The following is a 20,594-nucleotide window of genomic DNA, read 5'->3' as shown; positions in this document are numbered from 1 at the left end:
CGATCGCGGCGGTGGGTGGGGCGGCGGTCGGCGCCGGGCTGAACCTGGCGCTCGCCGCGGACGTGCGGCTGGCCGGCCCCAAGGCGCGGTTCGACGCACGGTTCCTGCAGCTGGGCATCCACCCGGGCGGCGGCATGACCTGGATGCTGCAGCGGATCGTCGGGCCGCAGACGGCGACCGCGATGACGCTGTTCGGCCAGATCCCGGACGCGGCCGAGGCGGAGCGCGTCGGGCTGGTCCTGCGGACGGTCGACGGCGACCATGACGCCGTTGTGGACGCGGCCGTGGCGCTCGCGGCGCCCGCCGCGGCGGGCCCGCGGGAGCTGGTGCTGTCCATCAAGCGGACGATGCGCGCGACAGCGTCGATGGACGCGCACGCGGACGCCGTCGAAGCCGAGCTGCTGACCCAGGTGGCGTCCATGGACACACCCGAGTTCGCCCAGCTCCTGGCCAAGATGCGGGCCAAGATCAGCGGCAACCCATAGACCCTACGTGGCGTACCACACAGCGAACTCGAACCGCCGGCATCTGGGATACTGTAACCATGAGTTACAGTTAAATTTGGGGTTTCCGGGCCACCCTGTGGACACTCGGACCGCGATCGCAGTCTCCCGACTGTGATGTGTAGCGCGTTGCGAGGGACCTGCCGATTCCGATGCCTACCGTGGAGGGCGGAAGTGGTCGGCGACCAGGCCGGGTTGAGCAATCGAACGCCAGCTTCACCGGGGGCGGAAGACTACCCTTGGAAGTAGCGACGGCACGGCCAAGCACGCTTTCAGGAGAGAGGGATCGGCGAGTTCATGAGCACAAGTGTGGACGGCGACGTGGCCGGAGGCGCTGACTCCGCCGGGTCTTCCCGACCGACCGGGATCACCAAACTCGACCGGGTAGTGATCCGGTTCGCGGGCGACTCCGGCGACGGTATGCAGCTGACCGGTGACCGGTTCACGTCAGAGGCGGCCGCGTTCGGCAACGACCTGTCGACGATGCCCAACTTCCCCGCCGAGATCCGCGCCCCCCAGGGCACGATCCCCGGTGTCTCCAGCTTCCAGGTGCACTTCGCCGACTACGACATCCTGACCCCGGGCGACCGGCCGGACGTCCTGGTCGCGATGAACCCGGCGGCGCTCAAGGCGAACATCGCCGACCTGCCCGCGGGCGGCACGCTGATCGTCAACACCGACGAGTTCACCAAGCGCAACCTGACCAAGGTCGGCTACGCGGCGAACCCGCTCGAAGACGAGTCGCTGTCGTCCTACCAGGTGCACGAGGTCGCGATGGCCACGATCACCCAGGGCGCGCTCGCCGAGACCGGCTTGGGCAAGAAGGACGCCGAGCGCTGCAAGAACATGTTCGCCCTGGGTCTGCTTTCGTGGATGTACCACCGGCCGACCGAGGGCACCGAGGCGTTCCTCCGCGAGAAGTTCGCCCGCAAGCCCGACATCGCCGAGGCCAACGTGCTGGCGTTCCGCGCGGGCTTCTACTACGGCGAGACCACAGAGGCCTTCGCCGTCACCTACCAGGTCGCGCCCGCCAAGCTGCCCGTGGGCACGTACCGGCAGATCACCGGCAACACCGCGCTCGCGTACGGCATCGTCGCGGCCGGAGTGCAGTCGAAGCTGCCGGTCCTGCTGGGCACGTACCCGATCACCCCGGCGTCGGACATCCTGCACGAGCTGAGCAAGTACAAGCAGTTCGGCATCACCACGTTCCAGGCCGAGGACGAGATCGCCGGCATCTGCGCCGCGCTCGGCGCCTCCTACGGCGGCGCGCTGGGTGTCACCTCGACGTCCGGCCCGGGTGTCGCGCTGAAGTCGGAGACCATCGGACTCGGCGTGATGACCGAGCTGCCGCTGCTGGTCGTCGACGTGCAGCGCGGTGGCCCGTCCACCGGTCTGCCGACGAAGACCGAGCAGGCCGACCTGCTGCAGGCCATGTACGGCCGCAACGGCGAGTGCCCGGTCCCGATCATCGCCCCGCAGTCCCCCGCGGACTGCTTCGCCGCGGCGGTCGAGGCCACCCGGATCGCGCTGAAGTACCGCACGCCGGTGCTGCTGCTCTCGGACGGCGCCATCGCCAACGGTTCCGAGCCGTGGCTGATCCCGGAGCTCGACACGCTGCCCGACCTCACCGTCGAGTTCGCCACCGAGCCCAACGCCCCCGACGGGTCCGGCGAGTTCTGGCCGTACCTGCGTGACCCGGAGACGCTGGCCCGCGCGTGGGCGCTGCCCGGCACCGCCGGTCTGCAGCACCGCATCGGCGGTCTGGAGAAGCAGGACGGCACCGGCAACATCTCCTACGACCCGGACAACCACGACAAGATGGTCCGGACGCGTCAGGCCAAGATCGACGGCATCGACGTGCCCGACCTCGAGGTCGACGACCCGTCCGGCAAGGCGCGGGTGCTGGTGATCGGCTGGGGCTCGTCCTACGGCCCGATCGGCGCGGCGGCGCGGCGGGTGCGCAAGCTCGGCCACGCGGTCGCCCAGGCGCACCTGCGGCACCTGAACCCGTTCCCCGCCAACCTGGGCGAGGTCCTGCGGAGCTACGACAAGGTCGTCGTTCCGGAAATGAACCTCGGCCAGCTTTCGTTGCTGCTTCGTGGCCGGTACCTGGTGGACGTGATCAGCTACACCAAGGTCGCGGGCCTGCCGTTCATGGCCGAGGAACTCCAGAACGTCCTCACGGACATCGTGAAAGGGGTCGACGCATGACCGCGATTGATCTTGGGCTGCCCGGCCTCGCGGGGGTGCCGACGACCGACGAGCCGCAGAAGGCCAAGGACTACAAGTCCGACCAGGAAGTCCGCTGGTGCCCCGGTTGCGGCGACTACATCGTGCTCAACGCGGTGCAGTCGTTCCTGCCGACGCTTGGCCTCAAGCGGGAGAACATCGTCTTCGTCTCCGGCATCGGCTGCTCCTCACGGTTCCCGTACTACATGAACACCTACGGGATGCACTCGATCCACGGCCGCGCCCCGGCCATCGCCACGGGCCTGGCCACGGCGCGCCCCGACCTGTCGGTCTGGGTCGTCACCGGCGACGGCGACTCGCTGTCGATCGGCGGCAACCACCTGATCCACACGCTGCGCCGCAACGTGAACCTGAAGATCCTGCTGTTCAACAACCGGATCTACGGCCTCACCAAGGGCCAGTACTCGCCGACGTCCGAGCCGGGCAAGGTCACCAAGTCCACCCCCATGGGCTCGCTGGACCACCCGTTCAACCCGGTGTCGCTGGCCCTGGGCGCCGAGGCCACGTTCGTCGGCCGCGCACTGGACTCCGACAAGGCAGGGCTCACCGACGTGCTGCGGCAGGCGGCGGAACACCGAGGCTCGGCACTGGTCGAGATCTACCAGAACTGCCCCATCTTCAACGACGGCGCGTTCGACGTCCTGAAGGAGCCGGGCGAGGCCGAACAGCGCCTGATCAACCTGGAACACGGCAAGCCCATCCGCTTCGGCGCCGAGGGCGAGTACGGCGTGGTCCGGTCGGGCTTCGGGTCGCTTGAGGTGGCGAAGGTCAGCGAGGTCGGCGAGGAAGCCCTGGTGGTCCACGACGCCCACATCGAGGACCCGTCCTACGCCTTCGCCCTGTCGCGCCTGTCCACTCAGGACCTCAGCCACACGATCACGGGCGTTTTCCGGTCGGTTCGTCGGGACACGTACGACGATCTGGCGCGGGCGCAGGTGGCGCAGGCTGTGGAGAGCAAGCCCGCAGACCTGCGGAGCCTGCTGCACGGCAAGGACACCTGGACGATCGCACCTTGATGTAGCGAGAAGACAGCGCGAAGGGCCGCTACCCCACGGGGTAACGGCCCTTCGCTCCTACTGTGGCTCTACTAGATCTTCTCGCTGCGCCGCTTGTTCCAGGCCGTGAAACCAGCCTGCTCCGCGTCCGCCGCCGACTTGAACCACACCTCAGCCCGAGTCCGCGGATAGTACGGCGACTCAGTGGTGTGGAACAGCATCGAGTCCGCGTTCCCCTTGATGGTGAACTCGTCCGACGGCGCCGACCCGTCGGCCTTCGGGTTCGCCGAGTTCGGCCCGAACGGCCCCTCAGGAACCCGAGCCACCGCCTGCTGGGGAATCTCCGTCTGACCCCGTTCAGCGCCGCCGACCCGGTTCCAGGGCCGGAAGCCCGCCGCCTCAGCCTCGTCGGCGTCGCGGAACCAGACCTCCGCCTTGGTCACCGAGTAGAACGCCGACTCCTCGGTGTGGAACAGCATGGAGTCGACGTTGCCCTTGACCTTGAACTCGTCGGTGGGCGGGGTGCCGTCGGCCTTCGGCTTGGCCGAACCGGCGTACTCGCCCGCCTCCCACGTCGGCTTGGCCACGGCCGCCTGCACCTCACGCTTCGACCGGGTCCACGGGGCGAAGCCCGCCCGCTCGGCGTCGGCCGCGGTCTTGAACCAGACCTCCGCCTTGGTGCGGCCGTAGTACGGGGAGTCGGTGGTGTGGAACAGCATCGAGTCCGCGTTGCCCTTGATCGTGTACTCGGGCGACGGGGACGCCCCGCCGGGGCCGGGACGCGCCGAACCAGGGCCGTACGGCTCGTCGGTGGCCGCGGGCGCCTCGGTGACCGCCGAGGTGGCGAACATCGGCGTGCCCTTGCCCGAACCCGACTCAGAGTCCGAGTCGGAGTCCACATCGGAATCGGTGTCGGAAACCGGCCCCGTGCCCGCGAGACCATCGGCACCCGAGCCCGTGGCCACACCCGTGGCGGCCGCGCCGCTGGTCACGGTGCCGCTCACGTTCACGTCGCTGACGGCTTCGTCGTCGGACTTGGCGGGGAGGGTGTCGCGGTTGCCTTCCTCCATCGAGGGCGGCGGCGCGGCCATCCACTCCGTCTTGGCCGAGTCGTGGTCGTCGGCGAGCTTGTGCTTGGCCTTGTCCTTGCTCTTGCCCTTCGCCGGGTCGGACTTGGGCTCGTCGTCGAGTGAGCCCGTCAGCGTGCCGGAGCGGACCGTGTCGTCGAGCGTCTGGACCGGGATGCGGCCGGTCGGCGTGTCGTCGCCCGGGGTGTCGTCCGCCCGCAGGGTTCCGGTGCGTTCATCGTCGTCGAGGGCGCCCAGCGCGGAGGCACGTGGCCGCGCTGAGGCGCTCACTTTGTCCTTGCCCGCGGCGTCCTTGCCCGCGGCGTCCTTGGCTTTGCGGTCGCTTTCCTTGACGGCGGGGCCACCGATGCGTTCCTCGGTCACCTCGACCTTGGGCTTGCGGAAGAACCGCTGAACCAGCCAGGTGAAAAGCGCACCCAGCAGGAAGGACAGCAGCAACCAGAGCCACACCTGCCCGAAGAGATATTTCATGGTCTGGTTCTCCTAAAGGACGACGATTTCGACCCGGCGGTTGGCCGCCTGGCCTGCTGCGGTGTTGTTGGGCGCCATGGGCTTGGCACTGCCGTAGCCCTTGGCGGTGATGCGGTCCGAGGCGACCCCGAGCTGCGCGAGTCGCGATTGGACAGTGGCGGCGCGCTGGTCGCTGAGCTGCTGCCCGTCGACGCTGTCATTGCCGGGGGCGTCGGCGATGTGGCCGCCGACCTCGATGGACGCGTCCTTGAGCAGCGGTGCGATCTGCTGCACCGTGTTCTCCCCGGCGGGGGTGAGCGTGGCCGTGTTGGGCTGGAAAGTGATCGGCTGGGCGGCGATCAGGGCGTTGATCTGCTGCTGCACAGCCGCTTTGTCGACCGCCGGGGCGGCCACGGTCAGCTTGTCGTCGACCTGCACGCCCGGCGCGAACGCGGCCGCGGCCTGTGCGGCCGCCGCCTTGTCCTGCTCGGTGGGCACCGAACCCGACAGCGTGACGGTGTCGCCGTCCCAGCTCAGTCCCCGGTCGCCGGGGGCGGTTCCCAGGACCGCGACAGCCTTGCCGAGTTCGGCGGCGGGCGCGGGCAGGGTGGCGCCCGGTGACACGGTGAGCCGGTCGACGACGGGACGCCCACCCGCGGCCTGGGTGGCGGACGCGATGAGCGCGGCGCGGGCGGCCTCATCGGGAACGCTGCCGCCCAGCACCACCGAGCCGTCCTTGAGGTCGGCCGTCAGCGGCACACTCGGCGCGGGTGGCACCGGGTTCGCCGAAGCCGACGGCACGCCGGAAGCGTTGGGGTCATTGGAGTTCGCGCCGTCGTCGTCGCCCGCGGGCCCACCCGCGACGTCCGCCGACCAGACGCCGTCGACCGACTCGACCGCGTTGCGGGCGGCGTCGAGCTGTCCGGCTGGGACACCCGAGACGTTGGCGACGACGCCGTCCATCCGGATGTCGGCTCCGGAGATTCCCTCCGCCGCAAGGGCATTGCGCGACTTGAGCGCGAGGTCGGACTCGACGCCGTCGCGTCGGCCCAATGGTGTCACGGTGGCCAGCAGCGCGAGCAGGGCCGGGATCAGCACCAGGCCCAACAGCCAGGGCAGAATTCCGCCGCGTCGATCGTAGGTCGTGGTTTTCGTGCGACGAATCAGCGTTTCGCCTGGTTGAAGGGAATCTGAACCGGAACCTGGCATGGCCGCTCCGAACGGGACAAACACCTCCGGTCGCCCATTTGGACGACCTCTAGCACTCCGAAAAGCGCACGGTGTCTTTTATCATTCCCGCAACAGAGCCGCCACTTGGAGTGAACGGCTGACTCCCCGGCGTCAAGCGAGCGGCCGGAACCCCACGCGCTCGGCGTCGGCGACCGACCGGAACCACACCTCGGCGATCGTCCGATCGAACTTCGGCGACTCGGGTGAGCAATACCGAAGCGCGGTGACACTCGCCTTGATGACGTAGTCGCTCGACGGGGATTCCCCACCGGGCAACGGCATCGCCGATCCCGGGCCGAACGGGCCCGGCGGGACGAACGGGTCGACCCCGCCCATCGGCGCGGGCTTCAACGCGGTGCGCGAGCGCCGCGGGCGGCTCTCAGGCAGGACCGACGTCGCCGCGACGGTCTCGTCCGCGGGGCGGATGGGCTCGAACAGCGAGCGCTCGGCCTCGGCGGCGGCCGCCGTCGCGGTCGCCGGGGTGGCGGGCGCGGGCGCCGCGGGCTGGATGCCGAACGGGATCCGGCCCTGTGGCTTGGCCGGGATGCGCTTGGGCAGCGCGCTGGTCGTGGTGGTGACGCGCACCTCTCCGTACGCCAAGTTCGGTTCCTCCGCGGGCTCGGTCGCGGCCACTGGCTGCGCGACTGGCGGCGCGGGCAGTGGTTCCGGCTCGACGGCGGGGGCCTGCGGCACGGGACGGACGAACTGGGTCGCGGCGTCGATCGACGCCGCGGGCGCCGGGACGACCTCGGTCCGGTCCGGTGCGGCCTGTTCCTCCTGCTCTTCATCGAGATCGTCGATGAGAGCGTCGTCGGTGTCGTCCTGCTCGCCTTCGGCGTCGATCCGGCGGATCAACTCGGCGGGGATCGGGGTGGTGTGCTGGGTGAAGATCGTGCCGCCGCCGGTGTCGGACCGGTCGTCCGCGCGACGGCGGGCGACCTCGGCCTCGGCTTCGGCCAGGTCGTCGACAAGGTGTTCGTCGGCGGTCTCGGGCTGCTGCCCGGCGAACCACTCCGGGGAACCCTCGTTCAGCTCCGCCACCCGGTCGGCCGGGATGTACTGGGTCGTCGCGACGGCCTCGCCGAGCAGCGACCCGGCGTGCCGGGTCTCCTCGACCGCGCCCAAGCGCAGCGCGCCGCGCTCGTCGGCGTCGTCCTGCTCGTCTTCGGCGCGGTCGTACTCGTCCTGCCGGTCGTACTCGTCCTGCCGGTCGTACTCGTCCTGCCGGTCGTACTCGTCGTGCCGCTCGTCGTGCACATCGTCGGCGCGGTCCTGCCCGGCGTCGTAGTCGTCCTGGGTGTCGAGGCGGGCGTGCTCGGCGGCGAACAGGGCCTGGTCGAACTCGCCGCTGTCGCTGCGGCGGCTGTCCTGGCCATCGCGCTCGTCGTGCTCGTCACGGTCACCGTGCTCGTCGTGCTCGTCGTGCTCGTCACGCTGGTCGAGCGGCGCGAAACTGTCGCGGTAATCGCCGCGCTCGTGGGACTCGAAGCCGGGAACGAGGGCCGGCGCCGACCGGAACTCGTGCGATTCGTAATCGTCGCCGAAGTCCGTGGAACGCGGCAAAGGGTCGGCGTACGACGTCGCATAGTCATCCGCGGGCGCCTGGGCCTCACGCCTGCGGGAAGCGGCGAGCCTGTTCTGCAAATCGGCGACGCGCTTGCGGGCCGGGTTCGCGATCAGGATCCAGCACAGCAGCGCGCCGACCAGGAATCCGGCGAGGCTCCATACCCACACCTGACCGAAGAACGGCATCTGCCACTTCTCCCTCCCGGCCGCGCCGTCGCGGCGCGTAAGACCGTTGTTCGAGCCTAGAGGAGGCTACTGCGGTCGAGTTCTCGACAGGGAAGCTCCCCGGGATTTCCCGGACACATCACAGTTTCGCGTCGCCGGCTGTGTCTTATCGGGTACGGGCGACTACATAACGTGTCAGCAGATCCAATGCCTCGCGTGCCGGGCATTCCGGAAGCGTCGCCAATTCGTTCTGCGCCGAAATTGCGTACTCGTCGAGCGTCTTGCGCGCGCGCTCCAGTCCGGGCGACTTCCGCAGCCGGGTGAGGGCGTCCTCGACGTCGTCGTCGTCGGTGATCGGGCCGCTGAGCAGCTCGGTGAGCCGGGAGTCGCCGCCGCCGGCGATCGCGTAGAGCATCGGGAGTGTCAGCACGCCTTCGCGCAGGTCGGTTCCGGGGGTCTTGCCCGACTCGGCCGCGGGTGAGGCGATGTCGATGACGTCGTCGGAGAGCTGGAACGCGGCGCCGATGATCTCGCCGTACTTGAACAGCGCCTCGGTCTGCTCGGGGGTGGCCCCGGAGAACATCGCGCCGTAGCGGCCCGCGGTGGCGATCAGGGAGCCGGTCTTCTGGCCGATGACCGACAGGTAGTGCTCGATCGGGTCGCTGTCGCGGGGGCCGACGGTCTCCCGCATCTGGCCGGTGACGAGTTCGCGCATGGTCTCGGCGATGATCCGGGTCGCGGACGGGCCGAGGTCGGCGACGAGCATCGAGGCGTGGGCGAAGAGGAAGTCGCCGGTCAGGATGGCGATCGAGTTGTCCCACCGGGCGTTGGCGCTCGCGTCGCCGCGGCGCATGGTGGCCTCGTCCATGACGTCGTCGTGGTACAGCGTGGCCAGGTGGACCAGCTCCACCGCGGCTGCGGCGGCGATGACCTGCTCGGTGTTGCCGTCGTTGAACTGGGCGCTCAGCAGCGTGAACAGCGGCCGAAAACGCTTGCCGCCCGCCTTCACCAGGTGCAGCGCGGCCTGGTCGACGAAGTCGACGTCGCTGCGCACGACGGAACGCAGCAACTCCTCGACCGTCGCCAGCCCGGTGACGACGGCCTCGACGAGCGCCGGGTCGGCGTTGTCGAGCCCCAGCGACGCGGGCACCTCGGAAATGGCCGAGTTCTCGGTGTCAGTCACTCGCGGCGCTCCTGATCAGCGTGGTTGGTGAAAATGAGCCTACTTGGCGGTTGAACCCGGCCGTCGGGCAATGGACGTGACCCACGCAACGTTCCCGCCTGAGTAGTTGTCCCGATTCATGGACTCGGAACTTCCGGCGAAGCTGGGCGGATGAGAAACGGGCCCCGGCGCGATGCACCGGGGCCCGTTCTCGGAAACGGTCTAGCGGATGGCGAACGCTCCGCCCGCGGCCCAGTCGAGGGCGAAGGCTGGGGCGATGCCGAGCAGCAGGGTCACCAGGACGCCGAGGGTGATGGCGGCCGTGGTGAACGCGCCCGGGACCGTCACGGTGGGGCCGTCCGCGGCGGGCTCGCTGAAGTACATCAGCACGATCACCCGCAGGTAGAAGAACGCCGCGACCGCCGAGGCGATCAGGGCGATGACCACCAGCGGGGCCATGCCGTCGGCCAGGGCGGCCTCGAACACGACGAACTTGCCGACGAACCCGCTGGTCAGCGGGATACCGGCGAGCGCGAGCAGGATGAAGGTGAACACGCCCGCCACCAGCGGCGAGCGCTTCGCCAGGCCCGCCCACTGCGACAGGTGCGTGGCCTCGCCCGAGGAGTCGCGGACCAGGCTGATCACGCCGAACGCGGCCAGCGTGGTGAAGCCGTAGGTCAGCAGGTAGAACAGCGTGGCCGACAGGCCCTTCTCGGTCAGCGCGATGGCGCCGACGAGCAGGAAGCCCGCGTGGGCGACGGAGGAGTACGCGATCATCCGCTTGACGTCGGTCTGGGTGAGGCCGAGGACCGCGCCGATGATCATCGAGACGATGGCGACGCCCCAGAGGACGCTGCGCCATTCCCAACTGGTGGCCTCGAACGCGACCTGCAGGACGCGCAGGATGCCGCCGAACGCGGCGACCTTGGTGCAGGCGGCCATGAACGCGGTGACCGGGGTCGGCGCGCCCTGGTAGACGTCCGGAGTCCAGGTGTGGAACGGACCGACGGAGGCCTTGAACAGCAGGCCGACGATCAGCAGCGCCATGCCGGCGAACAGCAGGGTGTCGGAGCGGTCGGTGCCCGCCGCGGCGCCCGCGATATCGGCCAGCCGGACAGAACCCGCGTAGCCGTAGAGCAGGGCCAGGCCGTAGAGGAAGAACGCCGACGCGAACGCGCCGAGCAGGAAGTACTTGACCGCCGCTTCCTGCGAGAGCAGGCGGCGGCGCCGCGCGAGGCCGCACATCAGGTACAGCGGCAGCGACAGCACTTCCAGCGCGATGAACATCGTCAGCAGGTCGTTGGCCGAGCAGAAGATCATCATGCCGCCGAGCGCGAACAGCGTCAGCGGGAAGACCTCGGTCTGCATGCCGGTGGACGCCACCTGCGCGCGGTCCTGCAGGGTGCCGGGTCGGATCGCGGCGCTGGCGACGAACGCGCCGCCTGGCTCGACGGACCGGTCGGCGATCATCAGCACCGCGCCGAACGACAGCGCCAGCAGTGTGCCCCAGAGGAACAGGGCAGGCCGGTCGACGGCGAGCGTGCCGAACATGGCCAGCTCACCGGCCGCGGGCGCGTCCGTCAGGTACAGCGCCAGGGACACGCCCGCGCCTGCCAGCGTCAGCAGCGTGAGCACGACCTGCGCGGGCCAACGCTGGTGGCGGGGCAGGAACGCCTCGAAGAGCACACCCACACAGGCCGCGCCGAGCACGATCAGGATCGGCCAGATCGCGGTGAGCGGCGGGGCCTCCACCTTGGGGGCGGGTGGCAACGGCTGGTCCTGGGCGAGCAGCAGGACCGTAGACATCACTGACACTGCAGTTGCCTCTCTGCGGGAACCGGGTCGACCAGGGCCGCTTCACACATCGTGGCGTCCACGGTGGGAGTCACGACGTCGAGAATCGGCTTCGGGTACACACCCAGGCCGATGATCAGCAGGAGCAGCGGTGCGAGCACCAGCTTCTCCCGGCCGTTCAGGTCGAAGATCGCCTTGTGCGCGCTGACGTCCGGTTCGAGTTGGACCTTCACCGCGCCCGGCCCGCCGGTTGTCGCGTCGACGGGTGCGTCGATGGGCGGTTCCTGGCCGATCAGCGCGTTGCCGCGCAGCGGGCCGGTCATGATCCGCTGGTAGAGCCACAGCACGTAGATCGCGGCCAAGACCATGCCGACGGTGGCGATGATGGTGAACACCGGCCGGTTCGGGAACGAGCCGATGAGGACCAGGAACTCGCTGATGAAGGAGTTCGTGCCCGGCAGCGACAGCGTGCTCAGACCGGCGATCAGGAACACGCCCGCCAGCATGGGGGTCAGCTTCGACATGCCGCCGTAGTCGGCGATGCGGGTCGAGCCGCCGCGGCTGACCACCATGCCGATCACCAGGATCAGCATCCCCGTGGCGATGCTGTGGTTGACCATGTAGGTGACCGAGCCTGCCATGGCCTGCGAGCTGAACGCGAAGATGCCCAGCGCGATGAAGCCGAAGTGGGCGATCGAGACGTAGGCGACGAAGCGCTTCATGTCGGTCTGCCCGGTGGCCAGCAGCGAGCCGTAGACGATGCCCGCGATGGCCAGGACCAGCACCCACGGCGCGAGTTCCTTGCCGGCGTCGGGGAACATCGGCAGCAGGTAGCGCAGGAAGCCGAAGGTGCCGACCTTGTCGAGCACGCCGACGAGCAGCACGGCGACGACGATGGGCGCCTCCGCGGTGGCGTCGGGCAGCCAGGTGTGGAACGGCACGAGCGGCGCCTTGAAGGCGAACGCGGCGAAGAACCCGAGGAACAGCCAGATCTGCGTGCTCAGCGGCGCGTCGGAGACGACCCCGACGAGGGTCTGCCAATCGAAGGTGCCCTGGCCCAGTTCGTCGTCCGCCATGACGTAGCAGGCGATCACGGAGGCCAGCATGATCAGGCCGCCGAGGAACGAGTACAGGAAGAACTTCACCGCCGCGTACTGCCTGCGGGCGCCGCCGTAGGAGCCGATGAGGAAGTACATCGGGATCAGCATGAGCTCGAAGAGGACGTAGAACAGGAACACGTCGGTCGCGGCGAACACGCCGATGGTGAGTGCCTGCTCCATCAGGATCAGCGCGAAGAACCCACCCGCCGTGCGGCCCTCGGGCAGCTTGTCGGCCCAGCCCGCGCCGATCACGATCGGCGTCAGGACCGCGATGGTCGCGATCATGACGAGCGCGATGCCGTCGACGCCGAAGGAGATGTGCACGCCGAAGGACGGGATCCAGTCGAACGAGAACGACTGCTGCAGCCGGGCCCCGCTCGCCTCGAACTTGCCCCAGGCGCAGGCGGCCATGGCCAACTCGCCGAGGGAGAAGGCGAGCGCGGCCTGCTTGGCCAGTTTCGCGTTGCCGCGGAGAGCCATCACCACGCCCGCGCCGACCAGCGGCAGCAGGAGCAGGACAGCCATCACCCAGGAGCCGTCTCCGGACACTGTGGGGGTCATGCGAACCTCACCATCAAAAACGCTGCGATCACCAGGATCGATCCTCCGAGCATGGATAGCGCGTAGGAGCGGACGAAACCGGTCTGGGTGCGCCGCAGGCGGCCCGAGCTACCGCCCAGACCCGCCGCGAGACCGTTGACCATGCCGTCCACGCCCCGGTTGTCGACGAAGACCAGCGCCCGGGTGAGCCAGATACCCGGCCTGCCGAACAGCGCCTCGTTGAGGTGGTTGCCGTACAGCTCGGCGCGCGCGGCGCGGATCGGGAACGAGACCCGCATCGGCCGGGTGACCGGCTGCTCGCGGCGGCCGAAGATCAGGTACGCGATCAGCGCGCCAAGGAAGGACAGTGCCACCGTGAGGACCGCGATCAGACCGTGCGACAGCGGGCCGTGCGTCGCGAGCGTCGCCCCGACAGCCGGATCGAGCCAGCCCGCGAGCCGGTCGCCGAGGGCGAGGAACGCGCCCGCGCCGATCGAGCCGACGGCCAGCACGATCATGGGGATCGTCATGGTCGACGGCGACTCGTGCGGGTGGTAGTCCCGGCCGTCCTCGGACTTCAGGTTCTCGTAGCGCGGCTTGCCGAGGAACACCAGGATCAGCAGGCGCGTCATGTAGAACGCGGTGATCCCGGCGCCGAGGAGCGCCACGCCGCCGAAGACCCAGCCGCGCCAGCCCGCTTCACCGAAGGCCGCCGCGATGATCGCGTCCTTGGAGAAGTAGCCGGACAGGAACGGGAAGCCGATGAGCGCGAGGTAGCCGAGGGTCCAGGTGATGAAGGTGACCGGCATCTTGCGCGCCAGCCCGCCCATGCGGCGGATGTCGCCTTCGTCGTTCATGCCGTGCATGACCGACCCGGCCCCGAGGAACAGCCCGGCCTTGAAGAAGCCGTGGGTGAGCAGGTGCATGATGCCCAGCGCGTACCCGGCCGGGCCGAGGCCCACAGCCAGGATCATGTAGCCGATCTGGCTGACCGTGGAGTACGCGAGGACCTTCTTGAAGTCGTCGTACGCGCAACCGATGACGCAACCGATGAGCAGCGTGAGCGCACCGACGATCATCACCGCGAAGCGCGCGTCCGCGGCCTGCGGCAGCGAGTAGATCGGGCTGGAGCGGGCGATCAGGTACACGCCCGCGGTCACCATGGTCGCCGCGTGGATCAGGGCCGAGACCGGGGTCGGGCCCGCCATCGCGTCCGGAAGCCAGGCTTGCAGCGGGAACTGGCCGGACTTGCCGCAGGCGCCGAGCAGGAGCAGCAGGCCGATCGCGACAACGGTCGCGGTGGACTGCTCGCCGATCTTGTCGAACACCACGTCGAACTGGGTGCTGCCCATGGTCTTGAACATCAGGAAGATCGCCAGGGCCAGGCCGACATCGCCGACCCGGTTCATGATGAACGCCTTCTTCGCCGCCGTGGCCGCGAAGTCCTTGCCCTGGTACCAGCCGATGAGCAGGTAGGAGGCGAGACCGACGCCCTCCCAGCCGAAGTAGAGCGTCACGAACGAGTTGCCCAGGACCAGCAGCAGCATCGCCGCGATGAACAAGTTCAGGTATCCAAAAAAACGACGTCGACCGGCGTCATCATGCATGTAGCCGATCGAGTAGATGTGGATCAGCGAGCCCACACCGGTGATCAGCAGCACGAAGGTCAGCGACAGCGGGTCGAGGCGCAGCCCGAAGTCGATCTGCAGCGCGCCGACGTTGATCCACTCGAATAGGTTCAGGTCCTGCAGCCGGTCGTCGGCGGCCAGCGAGGTGCTGCCGAAGAAGAGGACCAGGCCGTAGGCGAAAGCCGCGATCACGGTGGCGCTGCCGAGCAGGTGGCCCCACTTGTCGGTGCGGCGACCGCCGAGCAGCAGCACGGCCGCGCCGAACGCGGGCAGCAGGAGCAGCAGCCAAGCCGCGCCGGCCGCGCCACTGGCTTGCTGTACCGCTGTGTCTAGCCCCCCAGTAGCGAGGCTCATCTTTCCCGACACCGAGTCTCCCTTAGTACTTCAGCAGGTTGGAGTCGTCGACCGAGGCGGTGCGGCGGGTGCGGAAGATCGACATGATGATCGCCAGACCCACCACCACCTCGGCGGCGGCCACGACCATCACGAAGAACGCCATCACCTGGCCGGACAAGTCGCCGTTGATCCGGGCGAACGTCACCAAGGTCAGGTTCACGGCGTTGAGCATCAGCTCGATGCACATGAACACGACGATGGCGTTGCGGCGCACCAGGACGCCGACCGCGCCGATGGTGAACAGCAGCGCCGAAAGAAGCAGGTAATAGGTCGGCGTCACGACCCGTCCTCCTTACCGGGGGCGAGCGCGCGCGCGTCGGGCTCGGGCAGCGTGCCCGCGACGGCCTTGCGCTCGTGGTCGAGCTTCTGCGACGCGGTGGCCTCGATGAGCCGCGAGAGCGACTCCGGGGCGACCGAGCCGTCGGGCAGCAGGGCCGGTGTGGCCACCGAGTTCGCCGTGGCGAACACACCGGGGCCAGGCAGCGGCGACGGCCGGTCGTGCTCGCCGCGGAAGCGGGCCTCGACCAGTTCCTTCTGCGTCTTGCGGCCCTTCTGGTGCCGGTCGACGTAGCCCAGGATCATCGCGCCGACAGCGGCGGTGATCAGCAGCGCCGAGGTCAGCTCGAAGGGGAAGAGATAGTCCTTGAAAATGAGGACGCCGATGTTGGCGACGTTGCCGTCGCCGCCGTTGGCCTGCTCGCCCGCGAGCCCGATGATCGTGACCTCGTTGAGCGACCGCGCGAGCGCGGTGACGATCAGCACGGCGAGGCCGACACCGAGGAGGCCCGCCCACAACCGCTGGCCGCGCAACACCTCGACGACGGAGTCCGAGGAGTCACGGCCGACGAGCATCAGCACGAAGAGGAACAGCATCATGATCGCGCCGGTGTAGACGATGATCTGCACGAAGCCGAGGAACGGCGCCTGCTGGACCATGTACAGCGCGCCCAGGCTGAGCATCGTCAGCACCAGGAACAGCGCCGAGTGCACCGCGTTGCGGGCGAAGATCATGCCGAGCCCGCCCGCCAGGGCGAGCGGGCCGAGCACCCAGAAGGTGATCGCCTCACCGGTGGACACGGTCTGCTGGACCGCGAGGAGCGTCGCGCTCACTTGATTTCCTCCCCGACGGGGTCCGGGTAGCCGTGCTTGCGCGCCAGGAACGGAGCGTTGACGTAGTAGTCCTGCTCGTTGTCGCCCAGGCGCATCGGGTGCGGCGGCTGCTCCATGCCCGGCAGCAGCGGCGCGAGCAGCTGCTCCTTGGTGTAGATCAGCCGCTGCCGGTCGTCGTCGGCCAGTTCGAAGTCGTTGAGCATCGTCAGCGACCGGGTCGGGCAGGCCTCGACGCACAGGCCGCAGCCGATGCAGCGCAGGTAGTTGATCTGGTAGTCGGCGCCGTAGCGCTCACCCGGCGAGTAGCGCTCGTCGTCGGTGTTGTCGCCGCCCTCGACGAAGATCGCGTCGGCGGGACACGCCCAGGCGCACAGCTCGCAGCCGACGCACTTCTCCAGGCCGTCCGGGTGCCGGTTGAGCTGGTGGCGGCCGTGGTAGCGCGGTGCGGTGCCGGGGAAGTTCTCCGGGTACTCCTCGGTGACGACCTTCTTGAACATCGTCGAGAAGGTCACCCCGAATCCCTTGAGGGGATCGAAGACGCTCATGTCAGCTCCTCGTGACCGTTGCGTGGGTTGCCGAAGACGCTCACTGTGTCTCCACCGCGGCTGACTCCTTGTCACCCGCGGCGACCGCTGCGGGCTCACGCCGCGAGCGACGCACCCGGGCGGGCTTCGCGTTCTTGTCCGGCACCCGCAGGTCCAGCGGCGGGATCGGGTAGCCGCCGCCGGTGACCGGCACGCGGTTGTCGTCAATCTCGACCTTGCGCTCCGGCAGCAGGAAGCTGAGGCCGATGAGCAGCACCAGCACCACCCCGCCTGCGATCAGGATCGTCGGCGCGGAGATGGCCTCCTCGTTGCGGAAGGCCCGCAGCGCGACCACCAGGACGATCCAGACCAGGTTGGCCGGGACCAGGATCTTCCAGCCCAGGCGCATGAACTGGTCGTAGCGCATGCGGGGCAGCGTGCCGCGCAGCCAGATGAAGGCGAAGAGGAACAGCCACACCTTGCCGAGGAACCACAGCAGCGGCCACCAGCCGGTGTTGAACATGTTGTCGTTGATGGCCGAGAGCGGCCACGGCGCCATGTACCCGCCGAGGAACAGCGTGGTCGCCATCGCGGAGACGATGACCATGTTGACGTACTCGGCGAGGAAGAACAGCGCGAACTTCATCGAGCTGTACTCGGTGTGGAAGCCGCCGACCAGCTCGGACTCGGCCTCGGGGAGGTCGAACGGAGCGCGGTTGGTCTCACCGACCATCGAGATCATGAAGATCAGGAAGCTCGGGATCAGCAGGTAGAAGTACCAGCCGGTCTGCTGCGCGTCGACGATGTCGCCGGTGGAGAGCGACCCGGTGTAGAGGATCACCGCCACGATCGACAGGCCGAGCGCGATCTCGTAGGAGATCACCTGCGCGGCCGAGCGGAGACCGCCGAGCAGCGGGTACGGCGAACCGGAGGCCCAGCCGGAGAGCACGATGCCGTAGACGCCCATCGACGAACAGGCGAGCACGACGAGCACGCCGACCGGCAGGTCGACCAACTGCAGCACGGTTCGCTCACCGAAGATGGAGACCTCGGGGCCGAACGGGATCACCGAGAACGCCAGGAACGCGGGGATCGTCGCGATGACCGGCGCGAGGAAGTAGACCTTCCGGTCGGCCGTGTCCGGGATGATCTGTTCCTTGAACGGCAGCTTGATCGCGTCCGCGAGGGACTGGAACCAGCCGTTCGGGCCGACCCGGTTGGGGCCGGGGCGCTGCTGCATCCTGGCGACGATCTTGCGTTCCAGGATGATCATCGCGGTGGTGGCGATCGCGCCCAGGCCGAGCAGCACCACACACTTGATCGCGATGAGCCAGATCGGGTCGTCGGCGAGCAGTTGCGCCCGGTTCATGAGTTGCCTCCAGGTTCCACGGTCACCACGGAGCCGTGGCCCGCGCCCAGGACCCGGCGGGTGGCCGAGTCGCCGGAGTTGCCCGGCAGCCAGACCACGCCGTCGGGCAGGTCGGCGACCTGGACCGGCACGGTGATCGCGCCGCGGTCGGTGGCGACCTTGGCGGTGCCGGTCACAGCGATACCGAGATCCGTGGCGGTCTTGAGGGACAGGCGGGCGAACACGGGTCGGGCGGTGCCCGCCAGGTTCGGCTCGTCGTCCTGCATCGACCCGTTGTCCAGCAGCATCCGCCAGGTCGCCAGCACGATCGCGCCGTTCGTCGCGGCGGTCGCCGACACGTCCGGTGCGGTGGCCGTGCGGGGCACGACCGGGAGCCGGGCCAGGTCGGCCGCGGCGGCGGCCGGGGTCTGGGTGAACAGGTCGACGTCCATCTCCACGGCGAGCGAGTCGAGGACCCGGCCGTCGGGCATGGCGCCGGTGCCTTCGAGGGTGTTGGAGAACTCGCGGCGGCGTCCCTCCCAGTTGAGGTAGCTGCCGGATTTCTCTACCGCCGGGGCGATCGGCAGCACCACGTCGGCGTGCGCGGTGACCGCGCTGTGCCGCAGTTCCAGGCTGACGACGAAGCCGGCGGCGGTCAGCGCCCGCTCGGCGAGCGCCGGGTCGGTCAGGTCGAACGGGTCGACACCGCCGACGACGAGGCCGTCGAGGCGGCCGTCCGCGGCGGCGGCGAGGATGCCGTCGGTGTCGCGGCCGGGGGCGGCGGGCAGCGAGCCGGGCTTGAGGCCCCACGCCTGCTCGACGTCGACTCGGGCGGAGACGTCGGTGACGAGGCGGCCGCCGGGCAGCAGCGTCGGCGCGGCGCCCGCGTCGAGTGCTCCGCGTTCGCCGGCGCGGCGCGGGATCCACGCGACCTTGGCTCCGGTGGAGTTCGCCAGCCGCAGCACGGCGCTCAACAGGCCGGGGACCTGCGCGGCACGTTCGCCGACCAGGATCACCGCGCCGTCAGTGCCGAGGGCCTCCGTGACGTCCGGGGCGTGCGTGGCCAGCCCGTCGAGCGCGGTCGGCTCGGCGCCGGGCTTGCAGGCCAGCAGGGTGCCCTGGGTCTTCTCGACGCTGGGGCTCGTCCACTGTCCGACGTGGAACACCTTGGTCTTGTTCTTGCGGGCCGCTTTGCGCAGCCGCAGGAACACGATCGGCGCTTCCTCTTCCGGCTCGAACGCGACGCAGAGGACCGCGGGCGCGGACTCGATGCCCTTGAAGGTGACACCGGTTTCCGGTGTCGTGCCGACCACTGTGGACGCGAGGAAGTCGAGTTCCTCGGTCGAGTGGGGGCGGGCGCGGAAGTCGATGTCGTTGGTGTGCAGGGCGATGCGGGCGAACTTGGCGTACGCGTAGGCGTCTTCGACGGTCAGCCGACCGCCTGCGAGCACCGCCGCGCCCTTGCCGTCACGCGCCTTCGCCAGGCCTTCGGCCGCGGTCTGCAGCGCGTCGGTCCAGCTCGTCTCGACCAGGTCGCCGGTCTTCGCGTCGCGCACGAGCGGCCGGGTGATCCGGTCGGTCGCGGTGGCGTAGCGGAAGGCGAAGCGGCCTTTGTCGCAGATCCACTCTTCGTTGACCTCGGGGTCGTCGCCCGCGAGTTTGCGCATGACCTTGCCGCGCCGCCAGTCCGTGCGCTCGGCGCAGCCGGAGGAGCAGTGCTCGCACACGCTTGGGGTGGAGACCAGGTCGAAGGGGCGGGAGCGGAACCGGTACGCGGCGCTGGTCAGGGCGCCGACCGGGCAGATCTGGATGGTGTTGCCGGAGAAGTAGCTCTGGAAGGGCTTTTCCTCGGCGATGCCGATCTGCTGTTGGGCGCCGCGTTCGAGGAGTTCGATGAACGGGTCGCCGGCGATCTGCGCGGAGAACCGGGTGCAGCGCTGGCAGAGCACGCAGCGTTCGCGGTCGAGCAGCACCTGGGTGCTGATCGGCAGCGGCTTGGGAAAGGTCCGTTTGGTCTCGACGAAGCGCGAGTCCGTGCGGCCGTTCGACATGGCCTGGTTCTGCAGGGGGCATTCGCCGCCCTTGTCGCAGATCGGGCAGTCGAGCGGGTGGTTGATGAGCAGCAGCTCCATCACGCCCTGCTGCGCCTTGTCGGCGACCGCCGAGGTCAGCTGCGTCTTGACGGCCATACCGTCGGTGACGTGCGTGGTGCACGAGGCGACCGGCTTGCGCTGGCCCTCCACGTCCACCAGGCACTGCCGGCAGGCGCCGACCGGGTCGAGCAGCGGGTGGTCGCAGAACCGCGGGATCTGGATGCCGAGCAGCTCGGCCGCCCGGATGACGAGCGAGCCCTTCGGCACCTGGACCTCGATCCCGTCGATCGTCAGGGTCACCAGGTCTTCGCGCTGCTCGACCTCGGCGCCGGTAGTCGTGGCATCTGTTGTGGCGGTCATCAGAGCTTCGCTCCCGCTCTGGTTTCTACGGGGATGGCGCCGACGGGGATGATGGCCGACGCGCCCGGGTCGAACGGGCAGCCGCCGTGGGTCAGGTGCGCGAGGTACTCGTCGCGGAAGTGCTGGATCGAGCTCGAGATCGGGCTCGTCGCGCCGTCACCGAGGGCGCAGAACGAGCGGCCCAGGATGTTGTCGCACTGGTCGAGCAGCTGGTCGAGGTCGCCCTCGGTGCCCTGCCCCTTCTCGAGCCGGGCGAGCACCTGCACCAGCCACCACGTGCCCTCGCGGCACG

The 20,594-nt window shown here is 69.2% G+C and carries 16 protein-coding genes; 3 read left to right on the top strand and 13 right to left on the bottom strand.

Features of this window, described 5'->3' with window-relative positions; translation table 11 throughout:
- The 3 genes from ACRDSQ_RS12260 to ACRDSQ_RS12250 all read left to right on the top strand — a co-directional run.
- Positions 1–485, top strand: a 485-nt coding sequence (locus ACRDSQ_RS12260) for an enoyl-CoA hydratase-related protein (RefSeq protein WP_431421058.1), incomplete at its 5' end; no start/stop codon positions are given.
- Positions 486–800: 315 nt separating this feature from the next.
- Positions 801–2,714 (top strand): 2-oxoacid:acceptor oxidoreductase subunit alpha, encoded by a 1,914-nt coding sequence (locus ACRDSQ_RS12255; protein ID WP_431421057.1) that lies wholly within the window; start codon positions 801–803, stop codon positions 2,712–2,714.
- A complete protein-coding gene (locus ACRDSQ_RS12250; RefSeq protein WP_431421056.1) occupies positions 2,711–3,769 on the top strand; it encodes a 2-oxoacid:ferredoxin oxidoreductase subunit beta in 1,059 nt (352 codons plus the stop codon). The genes ACRDSQ_RS12255 and ACRDSQ_RS12250 overlap by 4 nt, the downstream gene beginning before the upstream one ends.
- Before the next feature lie 71 nt (positions 3,770–3,840).
- Here the strand turns inward: ACRDSQ_RS12250 and ACRDSQ_RS12245 are convergent, their stop codons facing one another.
- The 13 genes from ACRDSQ_RS12245 to ACRDSQ_RS12185 all read right to left on the bottom strand — a co-directional run.
- The gene (locus ACRDSQ_RS12245; protein WP_431421054.1) at positions 3,841–5,307 is read right to left on the bottom strand and encodes a hypothetical protein; all 1,467 of its coding nucleotides are present in this window, start codon (positions 5,305–5,307) and stop codon (positions 3,841–3,843) included.
- A gap of 12 nt (positions 5,308–5,319) precedes the next feature.
- On the bottom strand, positions 5,320–6,384 hold the full coding sequence (locus tag ACRDSQ_RS12240) for an OmpA family protein (protein WP_431421059.1): 1,065 nt from the start codon (positions 6,382–6,384) through the stop codon (positions 5,320–5,322).
- Between the two features lie 243 nt (positions 6,385–6,627).
- Complete coding sequence (locus ACRDSQ_RS12235) at positions 6,628–8,268, bottom strand: hypothetical protein (RefSeq protein ID WP_431421052.1); 1,641 nt, start codon at positions 8,266–8,268, stop codon at positions 6,628–6,630.
- 145 nt (positions 8,269–8,413) lie between these two features.
- Positions 8,414–9,430 (bottom strand): polyprenyl synthetase family protein, encoded by a 1,017-nt coding sequence (locus ACRDSQ_RS12230; RefSeq protein WP_431421051.1) that lies wholly within the window; start codon positions 9,428–9,430, stop codon positions 8,414–8,416.
- A gap of 201 nt (positions 9,431–9,631) precedes the next feature.
- A complete protein-coding gene (gene nuoN / locus ACRDSQ_RS12225; protein ID WP_431421049.1) occupies positions 9,632–11,215 on the bottom strand; it encodes an NADH-quinone oxidoreductase subunit NuoN in 1,584 nt (527 codons plus the stop codon).
- Positions 11,215–12,864, bottom strand: a complete 1,650-nt coding sequence (locus tag ACRDSQ_RS12220) for an NADH-quinone oxidoreductase subunit M (RefSeq protein ID WP_431421048.1) — start codon at positions 12,862–12,864, stop codon at positions 11,215–11,217. The genes nuoN and ACRDSQ_RS12220 overlap by 1 nt, the downstream gene beginning before the upstream one ends.
- Positions 12,861–14,825 carry an NADH-quinone oxidoreductase subunit L gene (nuoL, locus tag ACRDSQ_RS12215; RefSeq protein ID WP_431421046.1) on the bottom strand — a complete coding sequence of 655 codons (1,965 nt, stop codon included), beginning with the start codon at positions 14,823–14,825 and terminating at the stop codon, positions 12,861–12,863. The genes ACRDSQ_RS12220 and nuoL overlap by 4 nt, the downstream gene beginning before the upstream one ends.
- 22 nt (positions 14,826–14,847) lie before the next feature.
- Positions 14,848–15,147 carry an NADH-quinone oxidoreductase subunit NuoK gene (gene nuoK, locus ACRDSQ_RS12210; RefSeq protein WP_187218470.1) on the bottom strand — a complete coding sequence of 100 codons (300 nt, stop codon included), beginning with the start codon at positions 15,145–15,147 and terminating at the stop codon, positions 14,848–14,850.
- Positions 15,144–15,977 (bottom strand): NADH-quinone oxidoreductase subunit J, encoded by an 834-nt coding sequence (locus ACRDSQ_RS12205; protein ID WP_431421045.1) that lies wholly within the window; start codon positions 15,975–15,977, stop codon positions 15,144–15,146. Before ACRDSQ_RS12205 ends, nuoK begins: the two co-directional genes overlap by 4 nt.
- Positions 15,974–16,597, bottom strand: a complete 624-nt coding sequence (gene nuoI / locus ACRDSQ_RS12200; RefSeq protein WP_431421043.1) for an NADH-quinone oxidoreductase subunit NuoI — start codon at positions 16,595–16,597, stop codon at positions 15,974–15,976. Before nuoI ends, ACRDSQ_RS12205 begins: the two co-directional genes overlap by 4 nt.
- The gene (gene nuoH / locus ACRDSQ_RS12195) at positions 16,563–17,870 is read right to left on the bottom strand and encodes an NADH-quinone oxidoreductase subunit NuoH (protein WP_431421041.1); all 1,308 of its coding nucleotides are present in this window, start codon (positions 17,868–17,870) and stop codon (positions 16,563–16,565) included. Before nuoH ends, nuoI begins: the two co-directional genes overlap by 35 nt.
- A complete protein-coding gene (locus ACRDSQ_RS12190) occupies positions 17,867–20,302 on the bottom strand; it encodes an NADH-quinone oxidoreductase subunit G (RefSeq protein ID WP_431421040.1) in 2,436 nt (811 codons plus the stop codon). The genes nuoH and ACRDSQ_RS12190 overlap by 4 nt, the downstream gene beginning before the upstream one ends.
- Positions 20,302–20,594, bottom strand: a 293-nt coding sequence (locus ACRDSQ_RS12185; protein ID WP_431421038.1) for an NADH-ubiquinone oxidoreductase-F iron-sulfur binding region domain-containing protein, incomplete at its 5' end; no start/stop codon positions are given. The genes ACRDSQ_RS12185 and ACRDSQ_RS12190, both read right to left, overlap by 1 nt.

The sequence above is a fragment of the Actinokineospora sp. genome (assembly GCF_050699995.1).
Lineage (GTDB): Bacteria > Actinomycetota > Actinomycetes > Mycobacteriales > Pseudonocardiaceae > Actinokineospora.
This window is presented reverse-complemented; position numbering and strand designations above follow the sequence as displayed.